The organism is Variovorax sp. LARHSF232 (genome assembly GCF_052871435.1).
In genome coordinates this window covers 87,407-106,879 of record NZ_JBIXJS010000006.1, presented here as the reverse complement: position 1 = coordinate 106,879, position 19,473 = coordinate 87,407, and the positions used below count along the sequence as shown (strand labels likewise).

The 19,473-nt window shown below is 68.5% G+C and carries 23 protein-coding genes; 8 read left to right on the top strand and 15 right to left on the bottom strand.

What is annotated here, in order from left to right; translation table 11 throughout:
- The first annotated feature begins 103 nt into the window (after positions 1-103).
- Positions 104-835, top strand: coding sequence for a Crp/Fnr family transcriptional regulator (locus ACIPRI_RS16585; protein ID WP_446622564.1), 732 nt, complete (start codon positions 104-106; stop codon positions 833-835).
- Positions 836-839: 4 nt separating this feature from the next.
- Here the strand turns inward: ACIPRI_RS16585 and ACIPRI_RS16580 are convergent, their stop codons facing one another.
- From ACIPRI_RS16580 to ACIPRI_RS16545, 8 genes are all read right to left on the bottom strand, one after another.
- Complete coding sequence (locus ACIPRI_RS16580) at positions 840-2,894, bottom strand: PAS domain S-box protein (RefSeq protein ID WP_446622563.1); 2,055 nt, start codon at positions 2,892-2,894, stop codon at positions 840-842.
- Positions 2,894-3,622 (bottom strand): winged helix-turn-helix domain-containing protein, encoded by a 729-nt coding sequence (locus tag ACIPRI_RS16575; protein WP_446622562.1) that lies wholly within the window; start codon positions 3,620-3,622, stop codon positions 2,894-2,896. The genes ACIPRI_RS16580 and ACIPRI_RS16575 overlap by 1 nt, the downstream gene beginning before the upstream one ends.
- Positions 3,623-3,654: 32 nt before the next feature.
- Positions 3,655-4,041, bottom strand: a complete 387-nt coding sequence (locus ACIPRI_RS16570) for a TraR/DksA family transcriptional regulator (protein WP_446622561.1) — start codon at positions 4,039-4,041, stop codon at positions 3,655-3,657.
- Between the two features lie 18 nt (positions 4,042-4,059).
- Positions 4,060-4,587, bottom strand: a complete 528-nt coding sequence (locus ACIPRI_RS16565) for a flavodoxin family protein (protein WP_446622560.1) — start codon at positions 4,585-4,587, stop codon at positions 4,060-4,062.
- The gene (locus ACIPRI_RS16560) at positions 4,584-5,258 is read right to left on the bottom strand and encodes a BON domain-containing protein (protein ID WP_446622559.1); all 675 of its coding nucleotides are present in this window, start codon (positions 5,256-5,258) and stop codon (positions 4,584-4,586) included. Before ACIPRI_RS16560 ends, ACIPRI_RS16565 begins: the two co-directional genes overlap by 4 nt.
- 233 nt (positions 5,259-5,491) lie before the next feature.
- Positions 5,492-5,956 carry a hypothetical protein gene (locus ACIPRI_RS16555; RefSeq protein ID WP_446622558.1) on the bottom strand — a complete coding sequence of 155 codons (465 nt, stop codon included), beginning with the start codon at positions 5,954-5,956 and terminating at the stop codon, positions 5,492-5,494.
- A gap of 1 nt (position 5,957) precedes the next feature.
- On the bottom strand, positions 5,958-6,473 hold the full coding sequence (locus tag ACIPRI_RS16550) for a flavodoxin family protein (protein ID WP_446622557.1): 516 nt from the start codon (positions 6,471-6,473) through the stop codon (positions 5,958-5,960).
- A gap of 143 nt (positions 6,474-6,616) precedes the next feature.
- A complete protein-coding gene (locus tag ACIPRI_RS16545) occupies positions 6,617-7,078 on the bottom strand; it encodes a universal stress protein (RefSeq protein WP_446622556.1) in 462 nt (153 codons plus the stop codon).
- 213 nt (positions 7,079-7,291) lie between these two features.
- Between ACIPRI_RS16545 and ACIPRI_RS16540 the strand changes: the two genes are divergently transcribed.
- A complete protein-coding gene (locus ACIPRI_RS16540) occupies positions 7,292-7,714 on the top strand; it encodes a universal stress protein (protein WP_446622555.1) in 423 nt (140 codons plus the stop codon).
- Between the two features lie 106 nt (positions 7,715-7,820).
- Here the strand turns inward: ACIPRI_RS16540 and ACIPRI_RS16535 are convergent, their stop codons facing one another.
- Complete coding sequence (locus tag ACIPRI_RS16535) at positions 7,821-8,693, bottom strand: MBL fold metallo-hydrolase (protein ID WP_446622554.1); 873 nt, start codon at positions 8,691-8,693, stop codon at positions 7,821-7,823.
- A gap of 90 nt (positions 8,694-8,783) precedes the next feature.
- Here ACIPRI_RS16535 and ACIPRI_RS16530 point away from each other — a divergent pair, with 90 nt between their 5' ends.
- Genes ACIPRI_RS16530 through ACIPRI_RS16520 form a run of 3 tightly spaced genes read left to right on the top strand, consistent with a single transcriptional unit; the run spans position 8,784 to position 10,045 of the window.
- Positions 8,784-9,152 (top strand): ArsR/SmtB family transcription factor, encoded by a 369-nt coding sequence (locus ACIPRI_RS16530; RefSeq protein ID WP_446622553.1) that lies wholly within the window; start codon positions 8,784-8,786, stop codon positions 9,150-9,152.
- 4 nt (positions 9,153-9,156) lie between these two features.
- Entirely contained in the window at positions 9,157-9,591 is a 435-nt protein-coding gene (locus tag ACIPRI_RS16525; RefSeq protein WP_446622552.1) for a YeeE/YedE family protein, read from the top strand.
- Positions 9,592-9,601: 10 nt separating this feature from the next.
- The gene (locus ACIPRI_RS16520; protein ID WP_446622551.1) at positions 9,602-10,045 is read left to right on the top strand and encodes a DUF6691 family protein; all 444 of its coding nucleotides are present in this window, start codon (positions 9,602-9,604) and stop codon (positions 10,043-10,045) included.
- Positions 10,046-10,078: 33 nt separating this feature from the next.
- Here ACIPRI_RS16520 and ACIPRI_RS16515 read toward each other — a convergent pair whose 3' ends face one another.
- From ACIPRI_RS16515 to ACIPRI_RS16505, 3 genes are all read right to left on the bottom strand, one after another.
- Positions 10,079-10,858 (bottom strand): YoaK family protein, encoded by a 780-nt coding sequence (locus ACIPRI_RS16515; protein WP_446622550.1) that lies wholly within the window; start codon positions 10,856-10,858, stop codon positions 10,079-10,081.
- An 83-nt stretch (positions 10,859-10,941) separates the two neighbouring features.
- On the bottom strand, positions 10,942-12,669 hold the full coding sequence (locus tag ACIPRI_RS16510; RefSeq protein ID WP_446622549.1) for a cation acetate symporter: 1,728 nt from the start codon (positions 12,667-12,669) through the stop codon (positions 10,942-10,944).
- Complete coding sequence (locus tag ACIPRI_RS16505; protein WP_446622548.1) at positions 12,666-12,974, bottom strand: DUF485 domain-containing protein; 309 nt, start codon at positions 12,972-12,974, stop codon at positions 12,666-12,668. The genes ACIPRI_RS16510 and ACIPRI_RS16505 overlap by 4 nt, the downstream gene beginning before the upstream one ends.
- A 150-nt stretch (positions 12,975-13,124) precedes the next feature.
- Here ACIPRI_RS16505 and acs point away from each other — a divergent pair, with 150 nt between their 5' ends.
- On the top strand, positions 13,125-15,101 hold the full coding sequence (gene acs / locus ACIPRI_RS16500; protein ID WP_446622547.1) for an acetate--CoA ligase: 1,977 nt from the start codon (positions 13,125-13,127) through the stop codon (positions 15,099-15,101).
- Between the two features lie 12 nt (positions 15,102-15,113).
- Positions 15,114-15,581, top strand: a complete 468-nt coding sequence (locus tag ACIPRI_RS16495; RefSeq protein WP_446622546.1) for a universal stress protein — start codon at positions 15,114-15,116, stop codon at positions 15,579-15,581.
- Positions 15,582-15,704: 123 nt separating this feature from the next.
- Here ACIPRI_RS16495 and ACIPRI_RS16490 read toward each other — a convergent pair whose 3' ends face one another.
- On the bottom strand, positions 15,705-16,229 hold the full coding sequence (locus ACIPRI_RS16490) for a universal stress protein (RefSeq protein WP_446622778.1): 525 nt from the start codon (positions 16,227-16,229) through the stop codon (positions 15,705-15,707).
- A 144-nt stretch (positions 16,230-16,373) separates the two neighbouring features.
- On the opposite strand from ACIPRI_RS16490, the gene ACIPRI_RS16485 reads away from it, so the two are divergent.
- Positions 16,374-17,024 (top strand): hemerythrin domain-containing protein, encoded by a 651-nt coding sequence (locus ACIPRI_RS16485; RefSeq protein ID WP_446622545.1) that lies wholly within the window; start codon positions 16,374-16,376, stop codon positions 17,022-17,024.
- Here ACIPRI_RS16485 and ACIPRI_RS16480 read toward each other — a convergent pair.
- The gene (locus ACIPRI_RS16480) at positions 16,954-17,628 is read right to left on the bottom strand and encodes a 3'-5' exonuclease (RefSeq protein ID WP_446622544.1); all 675 of its coding nucleotides are present in this window, start codon (positions 17,626-17,628) and stop codon (positions 16,954-16,956) included. The two genes, ACIPRI_RS16485 and ACIPRI_RS16480, sit on opposite strands and share 71 nt — an antisense overlap.
- A complete protein-coding gene (locus ACIPRI_RS16475) occupies positions 17,628-19,448 on the bottom strand; it encodes a DUF294 nucleotidyltransferase-like domain-containing protein (protein WP_446622543.1) in 1,821 nt (606 codons plus the stop codon). Before ACIPRI_RS16475 ends, ACIPRI_RS16480 begins: the two co-directional genes overlap by 1 nt.
- Positions 19,449-19,473: the final 25 nt, after the last annotated feature.

Genomic DNA, 19,473 nt, shown 5'->3' with positions numbered 1-19,473 from the left:
TGGACACAAACTATTCACGCACTGTTACCCAACACCGGGGAACTGTCGCCGGCCAGTTGCGGTGGCTTTCTACGCTTGCGTCCATTCCCACCAGGAGCCAGCGATGAACGAAGCGACCCCAGCCACCGCGTCATGGAACGTCGACGTCGGCAGCATTGCCGGTATGCTGCAGCTGCTCCAGCAGAGCCTGCCGATCCACAAGCGCCTGGTGCACGCGGGCGACACGGTGTACCGGGTGGGCCAGGACTTCGGCTGCCTCTATGTGGTGAACACCGGCTTCTTCAAGATGGTCAACCTGTCCGGCGAAGGGCGCGAGCAGGTGGTGGCGCTGCATTTCAAGGGCGACTGGATGGGGCTGGACGGCATCGCCAGCGGCCACTACGGCTGCGACGTGGTGGCCATGGACACCGGCGAGGTCTGGTCGATCCGCTACGACGCGCTGCTGCAGGCCGGCCTGCGCACGCCGGCCCTGCTCACGGCCCTGCACGGCGCCATGAGCCGGGCGCTGACGCGCGACCACGACTCCCTGCTGTCGCTGTGCACCTTGCCGGCCGACGCGCGCGTGGCCGGCTTCCTGCGCTACTGGGCCGACGCCCTGGACCAGCGCGGCCTGCGCACCGACCAGTTCACCCTGCGCATGACGCGCGCCGAGATCGGCAACTACCTGGGCATGACGCTCGAATCGGTCAGCCGCGCGCTGTCGCGGCTGGCCCGCGGCGACGTGATCCGCTTCACCGACAAGGCCCGGCGCGACATCCACATCCCGCAGGTCGAGGCGCTGACGCACTTCATCCAGGCGGCAAGCACGCAGCCGCTGGGCGCGGCCTGCCACTAGCAGGCTAGGCAGAAGCAGCGCCCAGCACCCGCAGCATCGCCCGCTCCAGGTCGGCGCGGGTGTAGGGCTTGGACAGCAGTTCCCATTCGTGCGGCCCCTCCAGCAGATCGCTCGAATAGCCCGACATCAGCAGCACCGGCAGTCCCGGCAACTGGGCCCGTGCCACCTCGGCCAGTTCGGTGCCGCGCATGCCGGCGCCGAGCACGATGTCGCTGAGCAGCAGGTGCACCGGGGTGTCGGAGTCCAGCACGGCCAGTGCGTCGTCCGCGCTGGCGCAGTCGATCACTTCGCAGGCCATGGCGGCCAGGAAGGCCTGCACGACCTGCCGCACCTCGGTGTCGTCTTCCACCAGCAGCACCCGCAGGCCCGGAGGCACGCGGCCGGGCCGCGCGCCCTCGGGTGGCGTGCCGATCGCGGCCGGCGCGTCGACCCGCGGCAGGTACAGGGTCACGCTGGTGCCGGCGCCGGGGCTGCTGTCCAGGGCCACGGTGCCGCCCGATTGCGTGGCGAAGCCGTAGACGGTGGACAGGCCCAGGCCAGTGCCGCGGCCGGCCTCCTTGGTGGTGAAGAAGGGCTCGAAGGCGCGCTCGCGGACCGTTTCGGGCATGCCGACGCCGGTGTCCGAAATGGCGATCGCGACGTAGCCGCCGGCGGCCGGCGCCGCCGGTCCTTCGGGGGCCGGCACGGCCGGCAGCGTGTCCACCGCGCGGCACGTGATCGCAAGCGTGCCGCCCTGCGGCATCGCGTCGCGCGCGTTGATGGCCACGTTCAGCAGGGCCGACTCGAGTTGCACCGGGTCGGCCAGGCAATGCAGGGCTTGCGCGTCGAGGCTGATCGTCAGGCGCTGGTCCAGCGTGCGCCGCAGCATGTCGGTGAGCGAGTTCAGCAGGGCCAGGGTGTCGACCACGGCCGGCTGCAGCACCTGCCGCCGAGAGAAGGCCAGCAGCTTGCCGGTGAGCTCGGCGCCGCGCCGGGTCGCGCGGGAGGCGGCGTTCACCACCTGGCGCACCAGCGGATCCTGCGCGTAGGCCGGCGCGTCCTCCAGCACCTGCAGGTTGCCCGAGATCACGGTCAGCAGGTTGTTGAAGTCGTGCGCCACGCCACCGGTGAGTTGGCCCACCGATTCGAGCCGCTGCGCATGCTGGAGCGCCTCTTCGCTGCTGCTACGCTGGAGCACCGTGGCCAGCATGCTGGACAGCGACTCCAGGAAGCGCACCTCGTCCTCGCCGAAGCGCCGCGGCGTGCGCGAGCGCACGGTCAGGGCGCCAAGGGTGCGCCCGCGGTCGGACAGCGGCACCGAAAGCTCGCAGACGAAACCGGCACGCCGGTACGGCGCCGCCATCGCAAAGCCGCCTTCCTGCCCGTCGCCGCTCACCAGCACCGGACGGCCCTGCGCCACCACGTGGCCGGCCGGCGACCCCGGCTCGATCGCCAGGCGGTCGCCAACGGCTTCCTCCGGCAGCAGGCCGATGCCCGCGGAGATGCGCAGTTCGCGCCCGTTGGGCTCCAGCATGAGGATCTTGGCCATCTCAACCTGCAGCGCCTCGGCCGCGAGCGCCGGCGTTCGCGCCATGAGCGTTTGCGTGTCCGGCGCGTCCACCGCCAGCCGGCCGAACTGGGCCACGTGCTCGGCGTAGCGCGCGCGCTGCAGCGCCTGCTTGACGCGCGGGTACTCGGCCACGCTGCGGATCGCGGCGACCACGTAGGGCAGGCCGTGGTCCTGCAGGGGGCTCAGGGCGATCTCGACCATCACCTCGCTGCCGTCGCGGCGCCGCGCCACCAGGTCGATTTGCGTGCCCATGGGCCGGGCACGCGGCTGGGTCGCGTAGGCCTGCCGGTAGGCCGCATGGCGCGGCCGGATCGCGTCGGGTACCAGCTGATCGACCGGCAGGCCTTCCAGCTCCGCCGCCGCATAGCCGAGCAGCTCGACCGCCATCGGATTGGCCAGGCGGATGACGCCCTGCCGGTCGACCAGCAGCAGCGCATCGGGGTAGGCGGCGAACAGCGAGCGGAATACCGCTCCGCTGTCCATGCCCGGCAGGGATGGCCCAGGTGTCATCAGGCGGCCTCGACTTTCGGCACCAGGACATAGCCGGCGCCCCGCACCGACTTGATGATCTGCGGGTTGTTGGGGTCGCTCTCGATCTTGCGCCGCAGGCGGCCGATCTGCACGTCGATGGTGCGATCGAAGGGGCCGGCATCGCGGCCGCGCGTGTGCTCCAGCAGGAAGTCGCGTGACAGCACGCGGCCCGGGTGGTTGGCCAGGGCGCACAGCAGGTCGAACTCGCCGGCGGTCAGCGCCACTTCCTCGCCGCGCGCGTCGAGCAGCCGGCGCGCCGCGGTGTCAAGTTGCCAATCGGCAAAGCGCAGCACCGTCTTCGCTGCTGATACCGGCGCCGCTGCCGGCACCGGCGGCGCGAGCCGGCGCAGCACCGCCTTGATGCGCGCCAGCAGTTCGCGCAGCTCGAAGGGCTTGGTGACGTAGTCGTCGGCGCCGACCTCCAGGCCCACCACCTTGTCGACCGAGTCGCCGCGGCCGGTCACGATCACCAGGCCGCAGCGCCAGTGCTCGCGCAGCTGGCGCGCGATGGCAAAGCCGTCCTCGCCGGGCAGGCCGAGGTCGAGCAGCACCAGCTGCGGGGTGTCGCTTGCCATCAGCGCCATGAGGGCGCTGCCGCTATGCACCTGGCTGACCCGGAAGCCGTGCGTGGCGAGATAGCCCGCCAGGAGCTGCGTGATGTCGGGCTCGTCGTCGAGAACCGCGAGGTGGATGTTGGGAGTGCTCACGCCGGCGATGGTAGTCGCCGGCGCGCCATGCTTCAACGCGGTCCAGGGGCCGCTTCCATCGCCGCCTGGCAGGCGGCGCAGCGGATCGCGAAGGGCTGCGCCAGCAGGCGATCACGGGCGATTTCCTGGCCGCAGTCGATACAGATGCCGTAGCGCCCATCGGCCAGGCGCTGGATCGCCTGCTCGATGGCTTGCAGGCGGGCGCGGTCGATCGCGGCCTCGGCGAAGCGCAGATCCTGCTCGCGCTCGGCCTCGGCCTGGTCGGCGTGGGTGTGGACCTCGCCAGCGCCGGCCCAGGATTCGGGCTGAACGGGAGCGGTCGGTCCCGCCAGTTCGTCCAGCACCTGTCGTCTCATGAGCTGCAGGCGCCGGGCCAGGGCGTTGCGCTCCTCGTTGCTGAGCCGTCGTTCGCGGGTCATGGTGCGTGCTCCTTCTCTTCAGATCGCTTGCGGCGACAGGCCCGCCGGCGGCGCGCGCCGCTTCGAGTCCAGCGCATTGCGCAGTTCGCCGGCGAAGGACCGCAGGCGCGCACGGCAATCGCCTTGCTCCACCTCTTGCATGGTGAAGACGGCGCTGTGGATCGGCGCGCGGCCGAGCAACTGCCCGACCTCGGCCACGGCATTGGGTGCGCCCGCGCCGCCCATCACCGAGATCACCGCCACTTCCGGCAGATGGTCGCGGCGCCGAGTGACAAAGCTGCGCATGGGGCTGGCGAGGCGGAACGCCCAGATCGGGGAGATCAGCACCACGGCCTCGTACTTGAGTGGTGGCGCACCGTTGTAGCGAATCTCCGGCGTTCGCCTCAGCAGCGAATCGAGCACGCAGCGCCAGTAGCCAAGCTTGCCGCCGCGCGGGCGCGCCAGCGTGATCTCGCCCCTGTGCCAGCCTTGCAGGCTGCACAGCTCGCGCGCCAGGTACAGGCAAGTGCCGGCATAGGAATAGCAGATCACCAGGATCTTGCTCATGGATCAACCTCTCGGAACGCCTCTTCAGGCCATGTGCTTGCCGCCGTTGACCGGCAGCGTGATGCCGCTGATGAAGCCAGCCTCGTCGGCCGCCAGGAACACCACGCAACGCGCGACCTCCTCGGTGCGCGCCGGGACCCGTTGGCCAGGATCTCGATGTTGCGGGCCTCGCGCTGGGCCTGGCGCTGCAGCGCGCTTTCGATCTTCGCCTCGACGTCGGCCGGGGTGAACTTGGGCCGGACCACCACCTGGTTGGCCAGACTCCTGACCCCGAGGAGGTGGCGCACGGAGTCTTCCGCGGCCTGGCGCTGGTACTGCCATTCGACCTGGCCGCTGAGCGTGACGCAGCCGTCCTCGACCATCACGCGGATCTTGTTGTCGGGCACCAGCACATACCATTCGAGGCCACGCTCGGCGGCCAGCGCGATCTCGGCGTCGGTGCGCTCGAGGTCGCCAGGCAAATTGACGCTCATCTCCACGGCCAGGGCCTTCACGCCCTTGACCCGTTGCGCGGCGCGCTCGATCGCGTATTTCTGCGCGTAGCTGGCGGGGTGCCCGGTCAGCGTGACCACGCCGTCCTGGACGATGACGCCGACCGGGGTGCTTCTGGCGACGGGGTCCCAGTCCAGTTCGGCCATCACGTCGTTCTTGAGGTTGAGATCGGATTTCATCGTGACTTCCTTTCCGTGGGAGACCACATTCTTGGATCGCACGGTGCGTAGCGCCTTGATCTGGCGCAATGCCTGTGGGGCGCGACCGCGATGCCCACCAGGTCGGCAACGGGAACGGCGGGCGAGACGGCCCGCCAGTCCTCATCCGTCAGCAGTTTCGCGGCACGCGACAGGATGGACGTCGCCGCAAGAAGAATGGTTCTCATGCTGGACTGCATGTGTCGATTGCCGCGCTACATCGCCTCGGCAGGGTCGGCTCGGATGACCTCCGCCCCGCGCGGTGGTGCTGGCCAATACAGCACGGCCTGCGTCGGCGTGGCACCGACCCGGACTGTCTGGCTGCGCGAAACGCCTTCCCAGGTTGCGATCACGGTGTAGCTGCCCGGTGCCAGGGCGATGTAGACCAGCGGGCCGCAATCCTGGCAGACCAAGGTGGTGCGCGCCTGGCCGGCATGCTGCAGGCTCACCGCCAGGCCCGCGATGTAGCCGCCGGTGCCCGCCTGGGCAAAGGCAAGATGCAGGCTGTAGAGGCTGCGGATGGCCCGCATTTCCGCTCGACCTTCGCTGCTGATGCCACCGCTGGCGTAGGTGCCCGGAGGCAGCAGCGGCTGTGCGGCGACGCTGGCACAAAGAGAGCCGAGCAGGCCCAGGAACATCAGGGTGTGCAGCAGCGTCCGGATTGGGCCGGCGCATGTCATCTCAGGCCGCCTGCGGCGCCAGCCCATCCGGCTGGGCGTCATGCTTGGCTTCTTCGGCGGCGCGCAGCGCGTTGCCGAAGTCGCGCAGTCGCTGCTCGCAGCTGCCGTTTTCCACCGAGTCCATGGTGAAAGCCGTGCGCATCACCGGCGCGCGGCCGATCAGCCGCGCCACCTCGGCCACCGCGTTGGGCGCGCCCGCGCCGCCCATGACCGAGATCACCGCGACGTCCGGCAGGTGCTCGCGCCGCGTGGTGATGAAGCTGCGCATCGGGCCGGCCAGGCTGAAGGCCCAGATCGGCGACACCAGCACGACTGCTTCGAAGTCGCGCGGGAAGGGGCCCTCGTAGTGGACGAGCGGCTGCCGGCGCAGGACGGAGTCGAGCACGCAGCGCCAGTAGCCGGCGTTGCCGGTGCGCGTCTGCGCCAGGCGGATTTCGCCCATCTGCCAGTCCGGTTGCTGGCTGCACAACAGCTTGGCGAGACGGGTGCAGGTTCCGGAGTAGGAAAAAACGACCACCAGAAAATCTTGCTCATCGCGTATCTCCTTGTCTCATGCCATGTACTTGCCGCCGTTGACCAGTAGCGTCTCCAGTGGCGAACATGGCGGTGTCCACGTAGCCCGGCGCGATCCGCTTGGCGGTGATGTTGCGTGGCATTCATTCATTCGGCGTCGTGGGCATGGCGCACGAGCAGGACCGGGATCGGGCTCGCGCGCACTACCATGTCGGCATCGCTGCCCAGCGCCACGCGGCTGAAGCCGCGCCGGCCATGCGTACCCATCACGATGAGATCGCAGCCCGACTCCTTGGCTTCGGCGATCACCGCGTCGGCAATACGACCCTTCGTCACTTCGCGCAGGCTGATCTGGGCTTCGACATCGCTGGCCAGGGCCACTGACTTGGCCTTGTCCAACATCTGCCGCGCGAACTCGCGCAGCGCCTGCATCGACTTCTCGAAACTGACGACGGTGGACATCTCCATCAGGATCGGGAAATCGTCGATCACATGCAAAAGGCGCAACTGGCCCGGCGTCTTGAGCTCCTTGGCCAGGCGAATCGCTTCCCGCAGGCCGCGCTGGGCGGTGTGGCTGCCGTCCAGCGGCACCAGAATCTTGCTGTACATGACATGGGTCCTTATCTGGCCGATGCTGTTGAAGGGCTCTCGCCGGGCAGGCGCGGGAGGTTGCAGGATTCTTGGCGCGGCCCGGACGGGGCACCTTGCGCCAGGTCAAACCCCGGCGCCGCGGGCTGCGGCCGCGCGCTTGATGCAGGTCAAGGCGGCCGGCGACGCGCCCATGGAACATCGCCCTATCCGCAAGGAAAAAAGGAACATGAGATGAAGATACTTCTGGCCGTCGACGGCAGCGACTACTCCCGCCGAATGCTGGACTACATCGTCCAGCACACCAGTACCTTTGGTGGCGACAACCAGTTCACCGTGCTCAACGCGGTGCTGGCCGTGCCGCACCGGGCGGCCGCCTTCGCCGGCCCGGACGTGGTGCACACCTACTACGCGGACGAGGCGCGCACGGTGCTCGATCCCATCCGCGCCTTTCTCGCGCAACACGACATCGAGGCGAGCTACGAACACAAGGTGGGTCATCCGGCCGGCGAGATCGCCAGGTACGCCGAGGAGGGCAAGTTCGACATGGTGGTGATGGGCTCGCACGGCCAGAACGCGCTGAAGAACCTGGTGCTGGGCTCGGTTGCCACCCAGGTGCTGGCGGCCTGCAGCGTACCGGTGCTAATCGTGCGCTGACGCGCCCTCGGGCGGCGGACGGCGCCGCCGCGCTCAATCCACGCGTTCCGGTTGCACCATCCACTCGTGCCTCTTCACAAGGGTGTATCCGCCTGGATCGCGCGATTCAGAGGGCGTTGATCGGAATCTTCAGGAAGGAAACACCGTTGTCCTCCTTTGGCGGCATCTCCCCGGCGCGCACGTTCACCTGGACCGCCGGCAGGATCAGCACCGGCATTTCCAGGGTGGCGTCTCGCCGGGTGCGCATGGCGACGAACTCTTCCTCGGAGACGCCGTCGTGGAGGTGGATGTTCTTTTCGCGTTGCTCGGCCACGGTGGTCTCGAAGGCGACGGGCCGGCCGTCCGGCGGATAGTCGTGGCACATGAACAGGCGCGTCTGCGGCGGCAGCGCGAGGATCTTGCGCACGGATGCGTAGAGCGTGTGTGCGTTCCCGCCGGGGAAGTCGCAGCGCGCCGTGCCCACATCCGGCATGAACATCGTGTCGCCGACGAACACCGCGTCGCCGATGCAATAGGCGATGTCCGCGGGCGTGTGGCCGGGGACGCGCAGCACGTGTCCCGTGAGCTCGCCGATGCGCAATTCCTCGCCGTCGCGAAACAGGTGATCGAACTGCGAGCCATCCTGGCGGAAGGCCGGCTCGAGATTGAAGATGCCCTTGAAGACCTTCTGCACCGTCGCGATGTGCTCGCCGATGCCGGTGCGCCCTCCCAGCTTCGCCTTGAGGTAGGGCGCCGCGGTCAGGTGGTCGGCATGCGCGTGGGTCTCCAGGATCCACGCCACCCGCAGGCGGTTGGCCTGCACATACTCGATCACCTTGTCGGCGGACGCGGTGCGGGTGCGGCCCGACTTGGGATCGTAGTCGAGCACCGAGTCCACGATGGCGCAGGCCGTGCCCGGGCCTTGGTGCACGACGTAAGTGACGGTGCAGGTGGCCTGGTCAAAGATTCCGTGGACCTGGGGGCAGCGGGGCTGGAACATGACGGCTCCTTTCACCTAAGTTTCTAATAATATATTGCGTGATAGATTGCAAATCAATAGACTATCCACAAATTAACTGACACGAGCACCATGACTGCCACCGCCTTGCCTCTTTCCCTCGCGCAGATGCAGGCCGCCGCGCGCCAGGCCTGTGGCCTTCTGAAAGTGCTGTCCAACCCGGACCGGCTGCTGATCCTTTGCTATCTCTCGCAGGGGGAAGCGCGCGTCGGCGAGCTCGAGGAGGCGCTCGGGATCGTGCAGCCCACGTTGTCGCAGCAGCTGACCGTGCTGCGCGATGAGGAACTCGTGACCACCCGGCGCGAGGGCAAGAACATCCACTACTCGCTGGCGAGCGACAAGGCGATGGCCGTGATCGAAACCCTCTACCTGCAGTTCTGCGCCGCCGACGTTTCCCCCGCCAAGGGCCGGGCGCGTGCCAAGTCCAAGTCCAAGGAGTGACGCCATGAGCATCGACTGGACCCATTTCACGCCCTGGGCGTCGCTCGCGGGCGGCATGCTGCTAGGCGTGGCCTCTGCGATCTTCATCCTGTTCAACGGCCGCATCCTGGGCATCAGCGGCATCGTGGGCGGACTGCTCTCGCCGCGCTCAGGCGATAGCGGCTGGCGCATCGCCTTCCTGCTAGGGCTGCTCGCCGCGCCCGCCACGTTCGCGCTGCTGGCACCCGTGGGCTTCCTGCCGGCACCACGCATCGGCGCCGGCTACGGTGCCATCGTCGCCGCTGGCCTGCTGGTCGGCTTCGGTACCCGCTATGGCTCGGGCTGCACCAGCGGCCACGGCGTGTGCGGACTGTCCCGCCTGTCGCCCCGCTCGCTGGTGGCCACCCTGGCCTTCATGGCAGCGGGCTTCCTGACCGTTTTCCTGATCCGTCACCTGTGAGGAGCCCCGCATGAATCGCACGATTGAATTTCTCGTCGGCCTGCTGTTCGGCTGGGGCCTGCTGCTGTCCGGCATGACCGATCCGGGCAAGGTCCAGGGCTTCCTCGACCTGTTCGGTACCTGGGATCCCTCGCTCGCCCTCGTGATGGGTGGGGCAATTGCTGTGGGCGTGTTCGCCTTCGCGCTCGCCAAGCGGCGGTCCACCGCCTTTCTCGGCGGTGCCATGCAGATGCCGGCCTCGCGCAGCATCGACAAACGGCTCGTGGTCGGTTCGCTGATCTTCGGCGCCGGCTGGGGTCTGGCCGGCTTCTGCCCGGGCCCGGGCATCGTTGCCATGGCCGCCGGCGAGTTCAAGGCGGCGGTCTTCGTGGCCGCGATGGTGGTGGGCATGCTGGGCTTCCGGCTCCTGGATCAGGCGGCCGGCAAGCCAGCGAAGGGCAAACACGCCCCCTGAGGCACACGGCAGCGACCCGCGCGGCCTCCCGCGCTAGCCGCGCGAAACGCCTCCCAGACGGCGCAGCAAGGCTTGGGAGCGCGGCAGGTCGCGCAACAAGGGCGGCACCGACAGCGCCAGCAGCAAGGCCGCCAGCGGCACGACGCAGATGAAGCCTGCGTACTTGAAGCCCAGCGCCCCGCTGAGCCCGCCCAGAACGAACATGCCCAGCAGGCCGCCGCTCATGCACAGCCGCTTCCAGTGGCGCTCGGCCTGCAAGTGCGAAGGTGCGGCCCCGTGGCGCGTCCAGTAGAACCACTTGCCGACCTCCATGCCGAAGTCGGTGATGTTGCCGGTCATGTGGGTGGTCCGCACGCTGCCGCCCGAGGTCTTGGAAGCTACCGCGTTCTGCAAGCCCATGATGAAGGACAGCAGCAGCACGGTGATCGGCACCGCGAAGGGCGTCGGCCAGCTGAGCGTGACCGCGCCGGCCAGTCCAAAGGGAAACATCAGCGCCGCCTCCAGCAGCAGCGGCAGGGCATAGACGCCATGCAGCCGGTGCGCGCGGCTCCAGTTCACCAGAACGGCGCAGACCGCCGCTCCGCTCGCGAAGGCCAGGATCGCCCCCAGCGCATTGAGCACCAGCGTTCTGTTGCCAAGCACCAGGCCGTCGGCCACCTGCGAGGCGAAGCCGGTCATGTGCGAGGTGTACATGTGCAGCACCAGGAAGCCGCCGGCATTGACGGCGCCGGCATTGAAGGCCAGCAGCAAGCCCAGCACCTGGTTGGTGGATGGGGCCCGGTGGCGGTTGGTGAGCAATCGGATTCGGCGCATGGTCGTGTGGTGTGCGACGAGCCAAGCACGATCCGGACCGCCGCGAGAGATACGATCTGATCATCACACAGCCGCCCGCCGCCTCAGTGCGCGCTGGCGCCGGCCGCACCGATGCCGGTCTCCGAGCGCACCTGCTGCGCCAGGAAGCCGCTCTTGTCGGTGCGGGCCCGCGTGCTGGCATCCAGCAGCGAGACCAGCCAGATCGTGGCAAAGGCGAGGCTCATCGAGAACAGGCAGGGCGAGGCATAGGGGAACAGGGAGGAGCCGGCCGGATGGCCCAGCGTGGCCTCCCACACCGAGGGCGAGACGACGGTGAGTGCCACCGAGGAAATCAGCCCGACGAAGCCGCCAGTCACCGCGCCGCGCGTGGTGCAGCCCTTCCACAGCACCGACATGAAGAGCACCGGGAAGTTGGCCGAGGCCGCGATGGCGAAGGCCAGCGACACCATGAAGGCAATGTTCTGCTTCTCGAACACGATGCCCAGCAGCACCGCGACGATGCCCAGCGCCACCGTGGTGATGCGCGAGACGCGCAACTCGGCGGCGCTGTCCGCCTTGCCCTTCTTGAACACCGTGGCGTACAGGTCGTGCGAGACCGCCGAGGCGCCCGACAGCGTGAGCCCGGCCACCACCGCCAGGATGGTGGCGAAGGCCACCGCCGAGATGAAGCCTAGGAACACGTTGCCGCCCACCGCATTGGCCAGGTGGATCGCGGCCATGTTGCCGCCGCCCACCAGCGCGCCCTTGGCGTCCGCGAACTGCGGATTGGTCAGCACGAAGGTGATGGCGCCGAAGCCGATGATGAAGGTCAGCAGGTAGAAGTAGCCGATCCAGCCGGTGGCCCACATCACCGACTTGCGCGCCTCCTTGGCGCTGGGCACGGTGAAGAAGCGCATCAGGATGTGCGGCAGCCCGGCGGTGCCGAACATCAGCGCCATGCCGAAGGAGATGGCCGAGATCGGGTCCTTCACGAAGTTGCCCGGGCCCATGATCGAGCGCCCGATGGTCGCCGCAACCTCCGCCGTCTTGCCCTGCGACAGCGCCAGGTCGGTCTTGACCTTGACCGCGCCGGCGAACATCGCCTCGGGGCTGAAGCCGAAGTGCCACAGCACCGACAGCGCCATGAAGCTGGCGCCGCCCAGCAGCAGGCAGGCCTTGATGATCTGGACCCAGGTGGTGGCCGTCATGCCGCCGAACAGCACGTAGACCATCATCAGCGAACCGACGATCGCCACCGCCACCCAATACTCCAACCCGAACAGCAGTTTGATGAGCTGGCCGGCGCCCACCATCTGGGCGATCAGGTAGAAGGCCACCACCACCAGGGTGCCGGAGGCGGCGAATACCCGCACCGGTGTCTGCTTGAAGCGGAAGGCCGCCACGTCGGCAAAGGTGAACTTGCCCAGGTTGCGCAGCCGCTCGGCCATCAGGAAGGTGATCACCGGCCAGCCGACCAGGAAGCCGATGGAGTAGATCAGCCCGTCGTAGCCGGCCGCCATCACCGCTGCCGAGATGCCCAGGAAGGAAGCCGCCGACATGTAGTCGCCGGCGATCGCCAGGCCGTTCTGGAAGCCCGTGATGCCGCCGCCGGCGGTGTAGAAGTCCGCCGCCGAGCGGGTGCGCTTGGCGGCCCACTTGGTGATGTAGAGCGTGCCCAGCACGAACACCGCGAACATGCTGATCGCGGTCCAGTTGGTGGCCTGCTTTTGCGCCTGGCCGAGGTCGGCCCCGGCGGCCAGGGCCGCGGCGCTGGCGGCCAGCAATGCCGTGACGAGGAGCGCCATGCGGGCGCGAAGGGCGGCGGTTCTCATTTCGATGCTCCCTTGACGACGCGGTCCGACAGGGAGTCGAACTCCGCATTGGCGCGCCGCACGTAGTAGGCGGTGATGGCGATGGTGAAGACGATCACGCCGAAGCCGATCGGAATGCCCAGGGTGGTGACGCCGTCGCCGATGGGCGTGGCCAGGAAGGGCTTGTTGAAGGCCACCAGCAGGATGAAGCCGTAGTAGACGAGCATCATCAGCGCGGTGAGCACCCAGCCCAGGCGCGAGCGCCTGTCCTTGAGCAGCTGGTAGTGAGATTGGCTGGCGATGCGCCGGGCCAGGTCGTCGTCCATGGCGGTCTCCTTGCGAGGGTGGTGTTGGGCCTGGGCCGATTGGAAGGCGCGCCGCCGCCGGGATCCTTGCGCCAGCGCAAGGTTTGCATGCGCACCTTGGCCGACCATGCGGGCGTCTTCCCCCACCCCCCATTGCCCAAGGAGCGCTGCATGAACTCGCCGGACCGCCAGCTGGAATCCTCCATCTATCCGCCGCCACCCGCGTTGGCGCAACATGCCCACGTGGCGGGGCGCGCCGCCTATGACGCGCTGGTGGCCGAAGCGGAAGAAGACCACGAGGCCTACTGGGCCCGCCTGGCGCGCGAGTTCGTGCACTGGAAGCACCCCTTCAAAAAGGTGCTGGGCAGCGAGAAGGCGCCGCACTACAGCTGGTTCGAGGACGGCACCCTCAACGTCTCGTGGAACTGCCTGGACCGCCAGGTGGCCGAGGGCCGCGGCGACAAGGTCGCCATCGTGTTCGAGGCCGACGACGGCCAGGTCACGCGCACCACCTATGCGCAGCTGCTGGCCATGACCTGCCGCCTGGCCAATGCGCTGAAGGCCCAGGGCGTGAAAAAGGGCGACCGGGTCGCCATCTACATGTCGATGTCGGTGGAGGCGGTGGCGGCGATGCAGGCCTGTGCGCGCATCGGCGCCATCCACACCGTGGTGTTCGGCGGCTTCTCGGCGCATTCGCTGCGCGACCGCATCGCCGACACCGGGGCGGTGCTGCTGATCACCGCCGACGAACAGCTGCGCGGCGGCAAGGCCCTGCCGCTCAAGGCGATCGCCGACGAGGCGCTGGCGCTGGGCGGCTGCGAGGCGGTGCGCAGCGTCATCGTGTATCGCCGCACCGGAGGCGCCATCGCCTGGTCGGCGCGCGACCACTGGCTGCACGAGCTCATGGCCACGCAAGCCGAGCATTGCGAGCCCGAATGGGTGGGCGCCGAGCATCCGCTCTTCCTGCTCTACACCTCCGGCTCCACCGGCAAGCCCAAGGGCGTGCAGCACAGCAGCGGCGGCTACCTGGTCCAGGCGGCGGTGACCATGAAGTGGACCTTCGACATGCACGACGACGACGTGTTCTGGTGCACCGCCGACATCGGCTGGGTCACCGGCCACAGCTACATTGCCTATGGGCCGCTGGCCATCGGCGCCACCGAGATCGTGTTCGAGGGCGTGCCCACCTATCCGGACGCCGGCCGCTTCTGGAAGATGATCGAGCGCCACAAGGTCACCGTGTTCTATACCGCCCCCACGGCCATCCGTTCGCTCATCAAGGCCGCCGAGAGCCATGCCGAGGTGCACCCGGACCGCTTCGACCTGTCCAGCCTGCGCGTGCTCGGCTCGGTGGGTGAGCCGATCAACCCGGCCGCGTGGGAGTGGTACCACCGGAACGTGGGGGGAGGGCGCTGCCCGATCGTCGACACCTGGTGGCAGACCGAGACCGGGGCGCAGATGATCACGCCGCTGCCCGGCGCGACGAAGCTGGTGCCCGGCTCGTGCACCTTGCCCTTCCCGGGCATCGCGGCCGCCATCGTCGACGAACTGGGCGAGGACGTGCCCAACGGCCAGAGCGGCCTGCTGGTGATCAAGAAGCCATGGCCGGGCATGATCCGCACCATCTGGGGCGACGACGAGCGCTACCGCTCGAGCTACTACCCGGCCGAACTGCGTGGCTACTACCTGGCCGGCGACGGCGCGGCGCGCGACCGCGCGACCGGCTACTTCACCATCGGCGGGCGCATCGACGACGTGCTGAATGTCAGCGGGCACCGCATGGGCACCATGGAGATCGAATCGGCCCTGGTGGCCTGCACCGAGCTGGTGGCCGAGGCGGCCGTGGTTGGGCGCCCGGACGAGACCAGCGGCGAGGCCATTTGCGCCTTTGTCGTGCTCAAGGGTGCGCGCCCGCACGGCGAGGCGGCCGACAAGCTGGCGGTGCAGCTGCGCAACTGGGTGGGCAAGGAGATCGGGCCGATCGCCAAGCCCAAGGACATCCGCTTTGCCGACAACCTGCCCAAGACCCGCAGCGGCAAGATCATGCGGCGCCTGCTGCGCTCGGTGGCCAAGGGCGAGGCGGTGACACAGGACGTGTCGACGCTGGAGAACCCGGCCATCCTGCAGCAGCTGTTCGAGACGCACTGAGCGGGGGCTGCCATGTACCAGCGCATCCTGGTTCCCATCGACGGCAGCGAGACCTCCACGCGCGGCCTGGACGAGGCGCTGCGCCTGGCCCAGCTCAGCCACGGGCAAGTGCGCCTGGTGCACGCCATCGACGAGCTGAAGTACGTGAACGGCTTCGAGACCTTCGCTGCCTACAACAGCGACGTGATCCCGCTGATGCGGGAGTCCGGCGCTCGGATCCTGCAGGCGGGGCGCGAGCGTGCCGCGCGCGCGGGCGTCGAGGCCGATGCCCGGCTGTTCATGCCCGTGGCCGATCGCGTGTGCGACGTGGTGGCCGAACAAGCCAGGTCCTGGAAGGCCGACCTCATCGTGATCGGCACGCATGGCCGGCACGGGGTGGCGCGCGTGCTCCTGGGGAGCGACGCGGAGCAGATCCTTCGCGTCGCGCCCGTGCCCGTGCTGCTGGTGCGGACCCAGCCGCCCGGGCAGGACGCGCCCTGACTACTGCAGCCCGGCGAGCACCAGCACGCCGGTGGCCAGCAGTGTGAGGGCCATGAAGGCGATGGCCTGCAGCGCGGGATGGAGGCGAGGGGACGAGTCTTGCATGACGGTACTTCCGCCGGCTTACTCGATGGCCAGTGCGCCGGTGACAACGCTCACGCGGCCAGCCAATGCAGGGGACTCGTCCGAACGCGGCGCGGGCTCGGGCGGACGCACCAGCAGCACCGGCACCGGCGCGGTGCGCAGGATGCTCTCGGCGCCGCTGCCCAGCACCAGGCGGCCGATGCCGCGCCGGCCGTGCGTACCCACCACGATCAGGTCGGCGGGCCAGTTGCGCGCCTCGGCCGCCACCACGTCGGGCAGCTTGCCGTTGAAGCTTTCGTGCAGCACGCCTTCGACCTGCACGCCCGCAGCGGCAGCGGCGTGCTTCGCGTCGTCCAGGAGGCGCGTGCCTTCTTCGCGCAATGCGTTCAGCCAGTCACCTGGATGGCCTGCATAGGCATCCAGCGCCAGAGCAAAGGACAGGTCGTCGATCACGTGAAAGACGCGCAGCCGGCCGCCGCTGAGCTGCGCCAGGCGGATTGCTTCGTCGAGGCCGGATCGGGCGGTGTCGCTGCCGTCGATCGGTACAAGAATTCGCTGGTAGATGGACATGTCGGGCCCCTCGGGTTGTTGACAGGTCCATCCAGTATGGAAAGCGGCAACGCCCCGCGCCTTGATATGGCGCAAGGCTCGAGCGTCTTGTGGCCCCAGGGCCTTTCCTTGATCTGGAACAAGGCCGCCACAGGCCGGATGCGCGACCCTGCGCACATCGACCTGATCGAGGAGCGCAAGATGCATGAAACCACCCGAATCATTCGCGACGAGCATGCGGCCCTGGCGGCCATGCTGCGTTCCATACTTCTGCTGCTGGCCGAGCACCGCCGCAAGAAGACCCTGCCTGACTTTGCCTCGCTGCGGGCCATGCTCTTCTACGTGGACGAGTTCCCGGAAAAGCGCCATCACCGCAAGGAGTCGGAGCTGCTGTTTCCAAGGCTGCGCGCGCGCACGCCCATTTCGCGCGACCTGCTGGACCGGCTGGACGATGACCATGACCGCGGCGAGCGCAAGATCCGGAACGTGGAGCATGCCCTGCTGGCCTTCGAGATGCTTGGCGAATCGCGGCGCGAGCAGTTCGAGACCGCGGTCGAGCGCTATGTGGACTTCTACCTGGCCCACATGGCGGTGGAAGAGCGCGAGATCCTGCCGCTGGCCGAGCGCGTGCTGAGCGATGCGGACTGGGCCGAGCTCGACCGGGCTTTCCTGGCCAACCGCGACGCCTTGGCCGGCTGCGAGCCGGAGGAGGAATACCGCCAGCTCTTCACCCGCATCGTCAACCGCGTGCCGTCGCCGATTGGCCTGGGACCGGAGGCGCGACCCCGGTCAGCAGGCTTCGAAGCTTGAGGAACGCCAGTCCCGCCATCACCGCGTCGTTCAATGCATCGTGGGATTCCCGCGTCGGGAGTGCGAGGTCGTTCAGCATCGTGGCGAAGCGCAGATCGATGGTGCCTCCGCGCTCGAGCGCCGGCCGCTGGCGATTCTTGAAGTCGTAGTACATCGCGGAAACCTCGATCTTGCGCTGCGGCAGGCGTATGCCGAGCAGGGGCCAGATCTCGCGGTTGATCATCGCGACATCGAACTCCAGGTAGTAGCCGACCAGAGGCCGGCTGCCGATGAAGGTCAGCAGCTGATGCATGGCCTGCGCCGGCGCCAGGCCCTGCGCGACATCGCGCTCGCGCAGGCGATGCACGCGCACGCTGTCGGCCGTCAGTGCGCGCTCGGGTCGCACCAGCAGTTCGAGCCGCTGGCTGGTCAACAGGCGGTTTCCGACGATGCGCACCGCACCGATCGAGACGATCCGGTCCTTGCGCACGTCAAGCCCCGTGGTCTCGCAGTCCAGCGCCACCCACTCGCCCTGCGGGGGCGGATCGAACATGAACGCGTACTGCGTGTCGGCCAGGTGATAGAGCAGCCAGCGGCGGCGCAGCTCGGCCAGCCAGTGCGCCATCACATCGCCTCGAGATGGAACTGGTGCCGCATCAGCGCCTTGAAGCGCTTGACCACGGCGAGCGCGTCTTTCAGGAGGTCCCGCTCGAGGCTGCTCAGGCGGTCGGTGCGCACGCCGCCGCTCACGGCCCTTCCGGTGTCCAGTTCGGCCAAGCCGGCCTTCAGCTTCAGGGTCATCAGGAACTGAAGACTGTCGAGGATGTCGGCCGCCAGTCCGGGCGCCAGCCGGCCTGCCGCCACCAGGGCGTCCAGGCGCGCCGCGGTGCCGGTCGCCTTGACGTGCTCGCGCAGTGCGAGGCTACGTACGCCGTGCACGATCGGGAAGATGCCGGCCTTCTTCAGGTCGAGCATGGGCTTGTCGTGCTCGCCGATCAAGGGCAGGCGGCTCCACCAGCTGCCGGCTTCGTCGGGAAAGGCGTCGATGGCGGCGGCAAAGCGGCCCAGCAGCGCGTCGTCCGCCGCGACCCGCCGATCGACTTCGTCGCGCAGGCTGCCCAGCAGCGAGGCGTCGCCCGCGACCGCATGCGCATCGACGAAGATCGCCAGCGCCATCAGGCCTTCGGCGTCGGGCCGCAGCAGCCAGCCGCGAACGGTCGCCGCGAAGTCGCTCGCGCTGCGCCGCCAGGCCGGATTGCTGACCATGATCCCGCCAGGGCAGTCGGGGTATCCGAAAGTGCGCAGGGCCTGCGAGAAGCGGCGGCACGCCGCTTCCACCGCGGCGCCGTCCAGCGCCGCGCCGTCGCGCAGGATCAGGCCGTTGTCCTGGTCGGTCTTGAGCAATTGCTCGCCGCGGCCTTCGCTGCCCATCACGAAGAGGCAACTGTCGGCGACCAGTTCGGGTGGCGCTACCAGCTGCCAGGTGCGCTCGAACAGCTTGGCGTTGAGTGCCTGCACGACCTTGCCGATCTGCCCCATGCCCGTGCCGCCGCGATGCAGGAGCGCGACGAAGCGGGTGATTCTTGCGGCCTGGGCCTGCAGCGCATCCAGATCCTGCGCTTGCACGATCTGCACCGTGATCAGGTAGGAGTGGTTCGACAGAAAGCTCAGCAGATCGAGCTGTTCGAGCAGGCCGATGACGCGGCTGCCTTCGGCGACGACCAGCCGGTGCACCTGGTGCTGGATCATCAGTGCCAGCGCGTCGAACAGGGGCGTGTCGGGCGCGATGGTCACGAGCCGGAACGTGGCCAGCTCACCCACCGGCAGCGCGTCGAGCGGCCGCCCGTCGAGGATGGCGCGCTGCAGGCCGGTATTGGTGAAGATGCCCAGGCGCCCGGCGTCGCGCACCAGCACGCTGCTGGTCTTGCGCGCCTGCATCAGTGCCGCGACACCGACGACGGACGTGCCGGCGTCGACGACATGCGCTGGCCGCAGGTAGGCCTCGCCCACCCGCTGCAGAGTCAGCGCCAGCATCTCGCGCTGGCTGTGCCGCTGCGCCAGCGCACCGAGCTTGTCCGACAAGTCCGAGAACAGCAGTGCACCGAAGCTCGCATTGCCCGCGATCAGCGTGTTGACTGCGTCCTTGGCCAACTGGTAGGCCACCACTTCCTCGGCGGCGATGAAGCGGCTGCTGGCGCGCCCTGCCACCAGCGCGCGCCCGTCGAAGCAGTCATTGGGGCCGTACGCGGCCACGGCTTCGTCGCCATCGAGCTGCGAGACGTGGCCCTTGATGATGACGAACAGGTGCGTCGGCGCCATGCCGGGCTCGAGCAAGGTCTCGCCTTCGCGAAAGTAGGCAATGTCGACGTTGTCGCGCACCACGCGCTGCTCGGCCGCGTCGAGGCAATCGAACGGCGAAGCCGAGAAGTCGAATGCGTTAGGCATGGTTCACCACGGTGACGCATGCTAT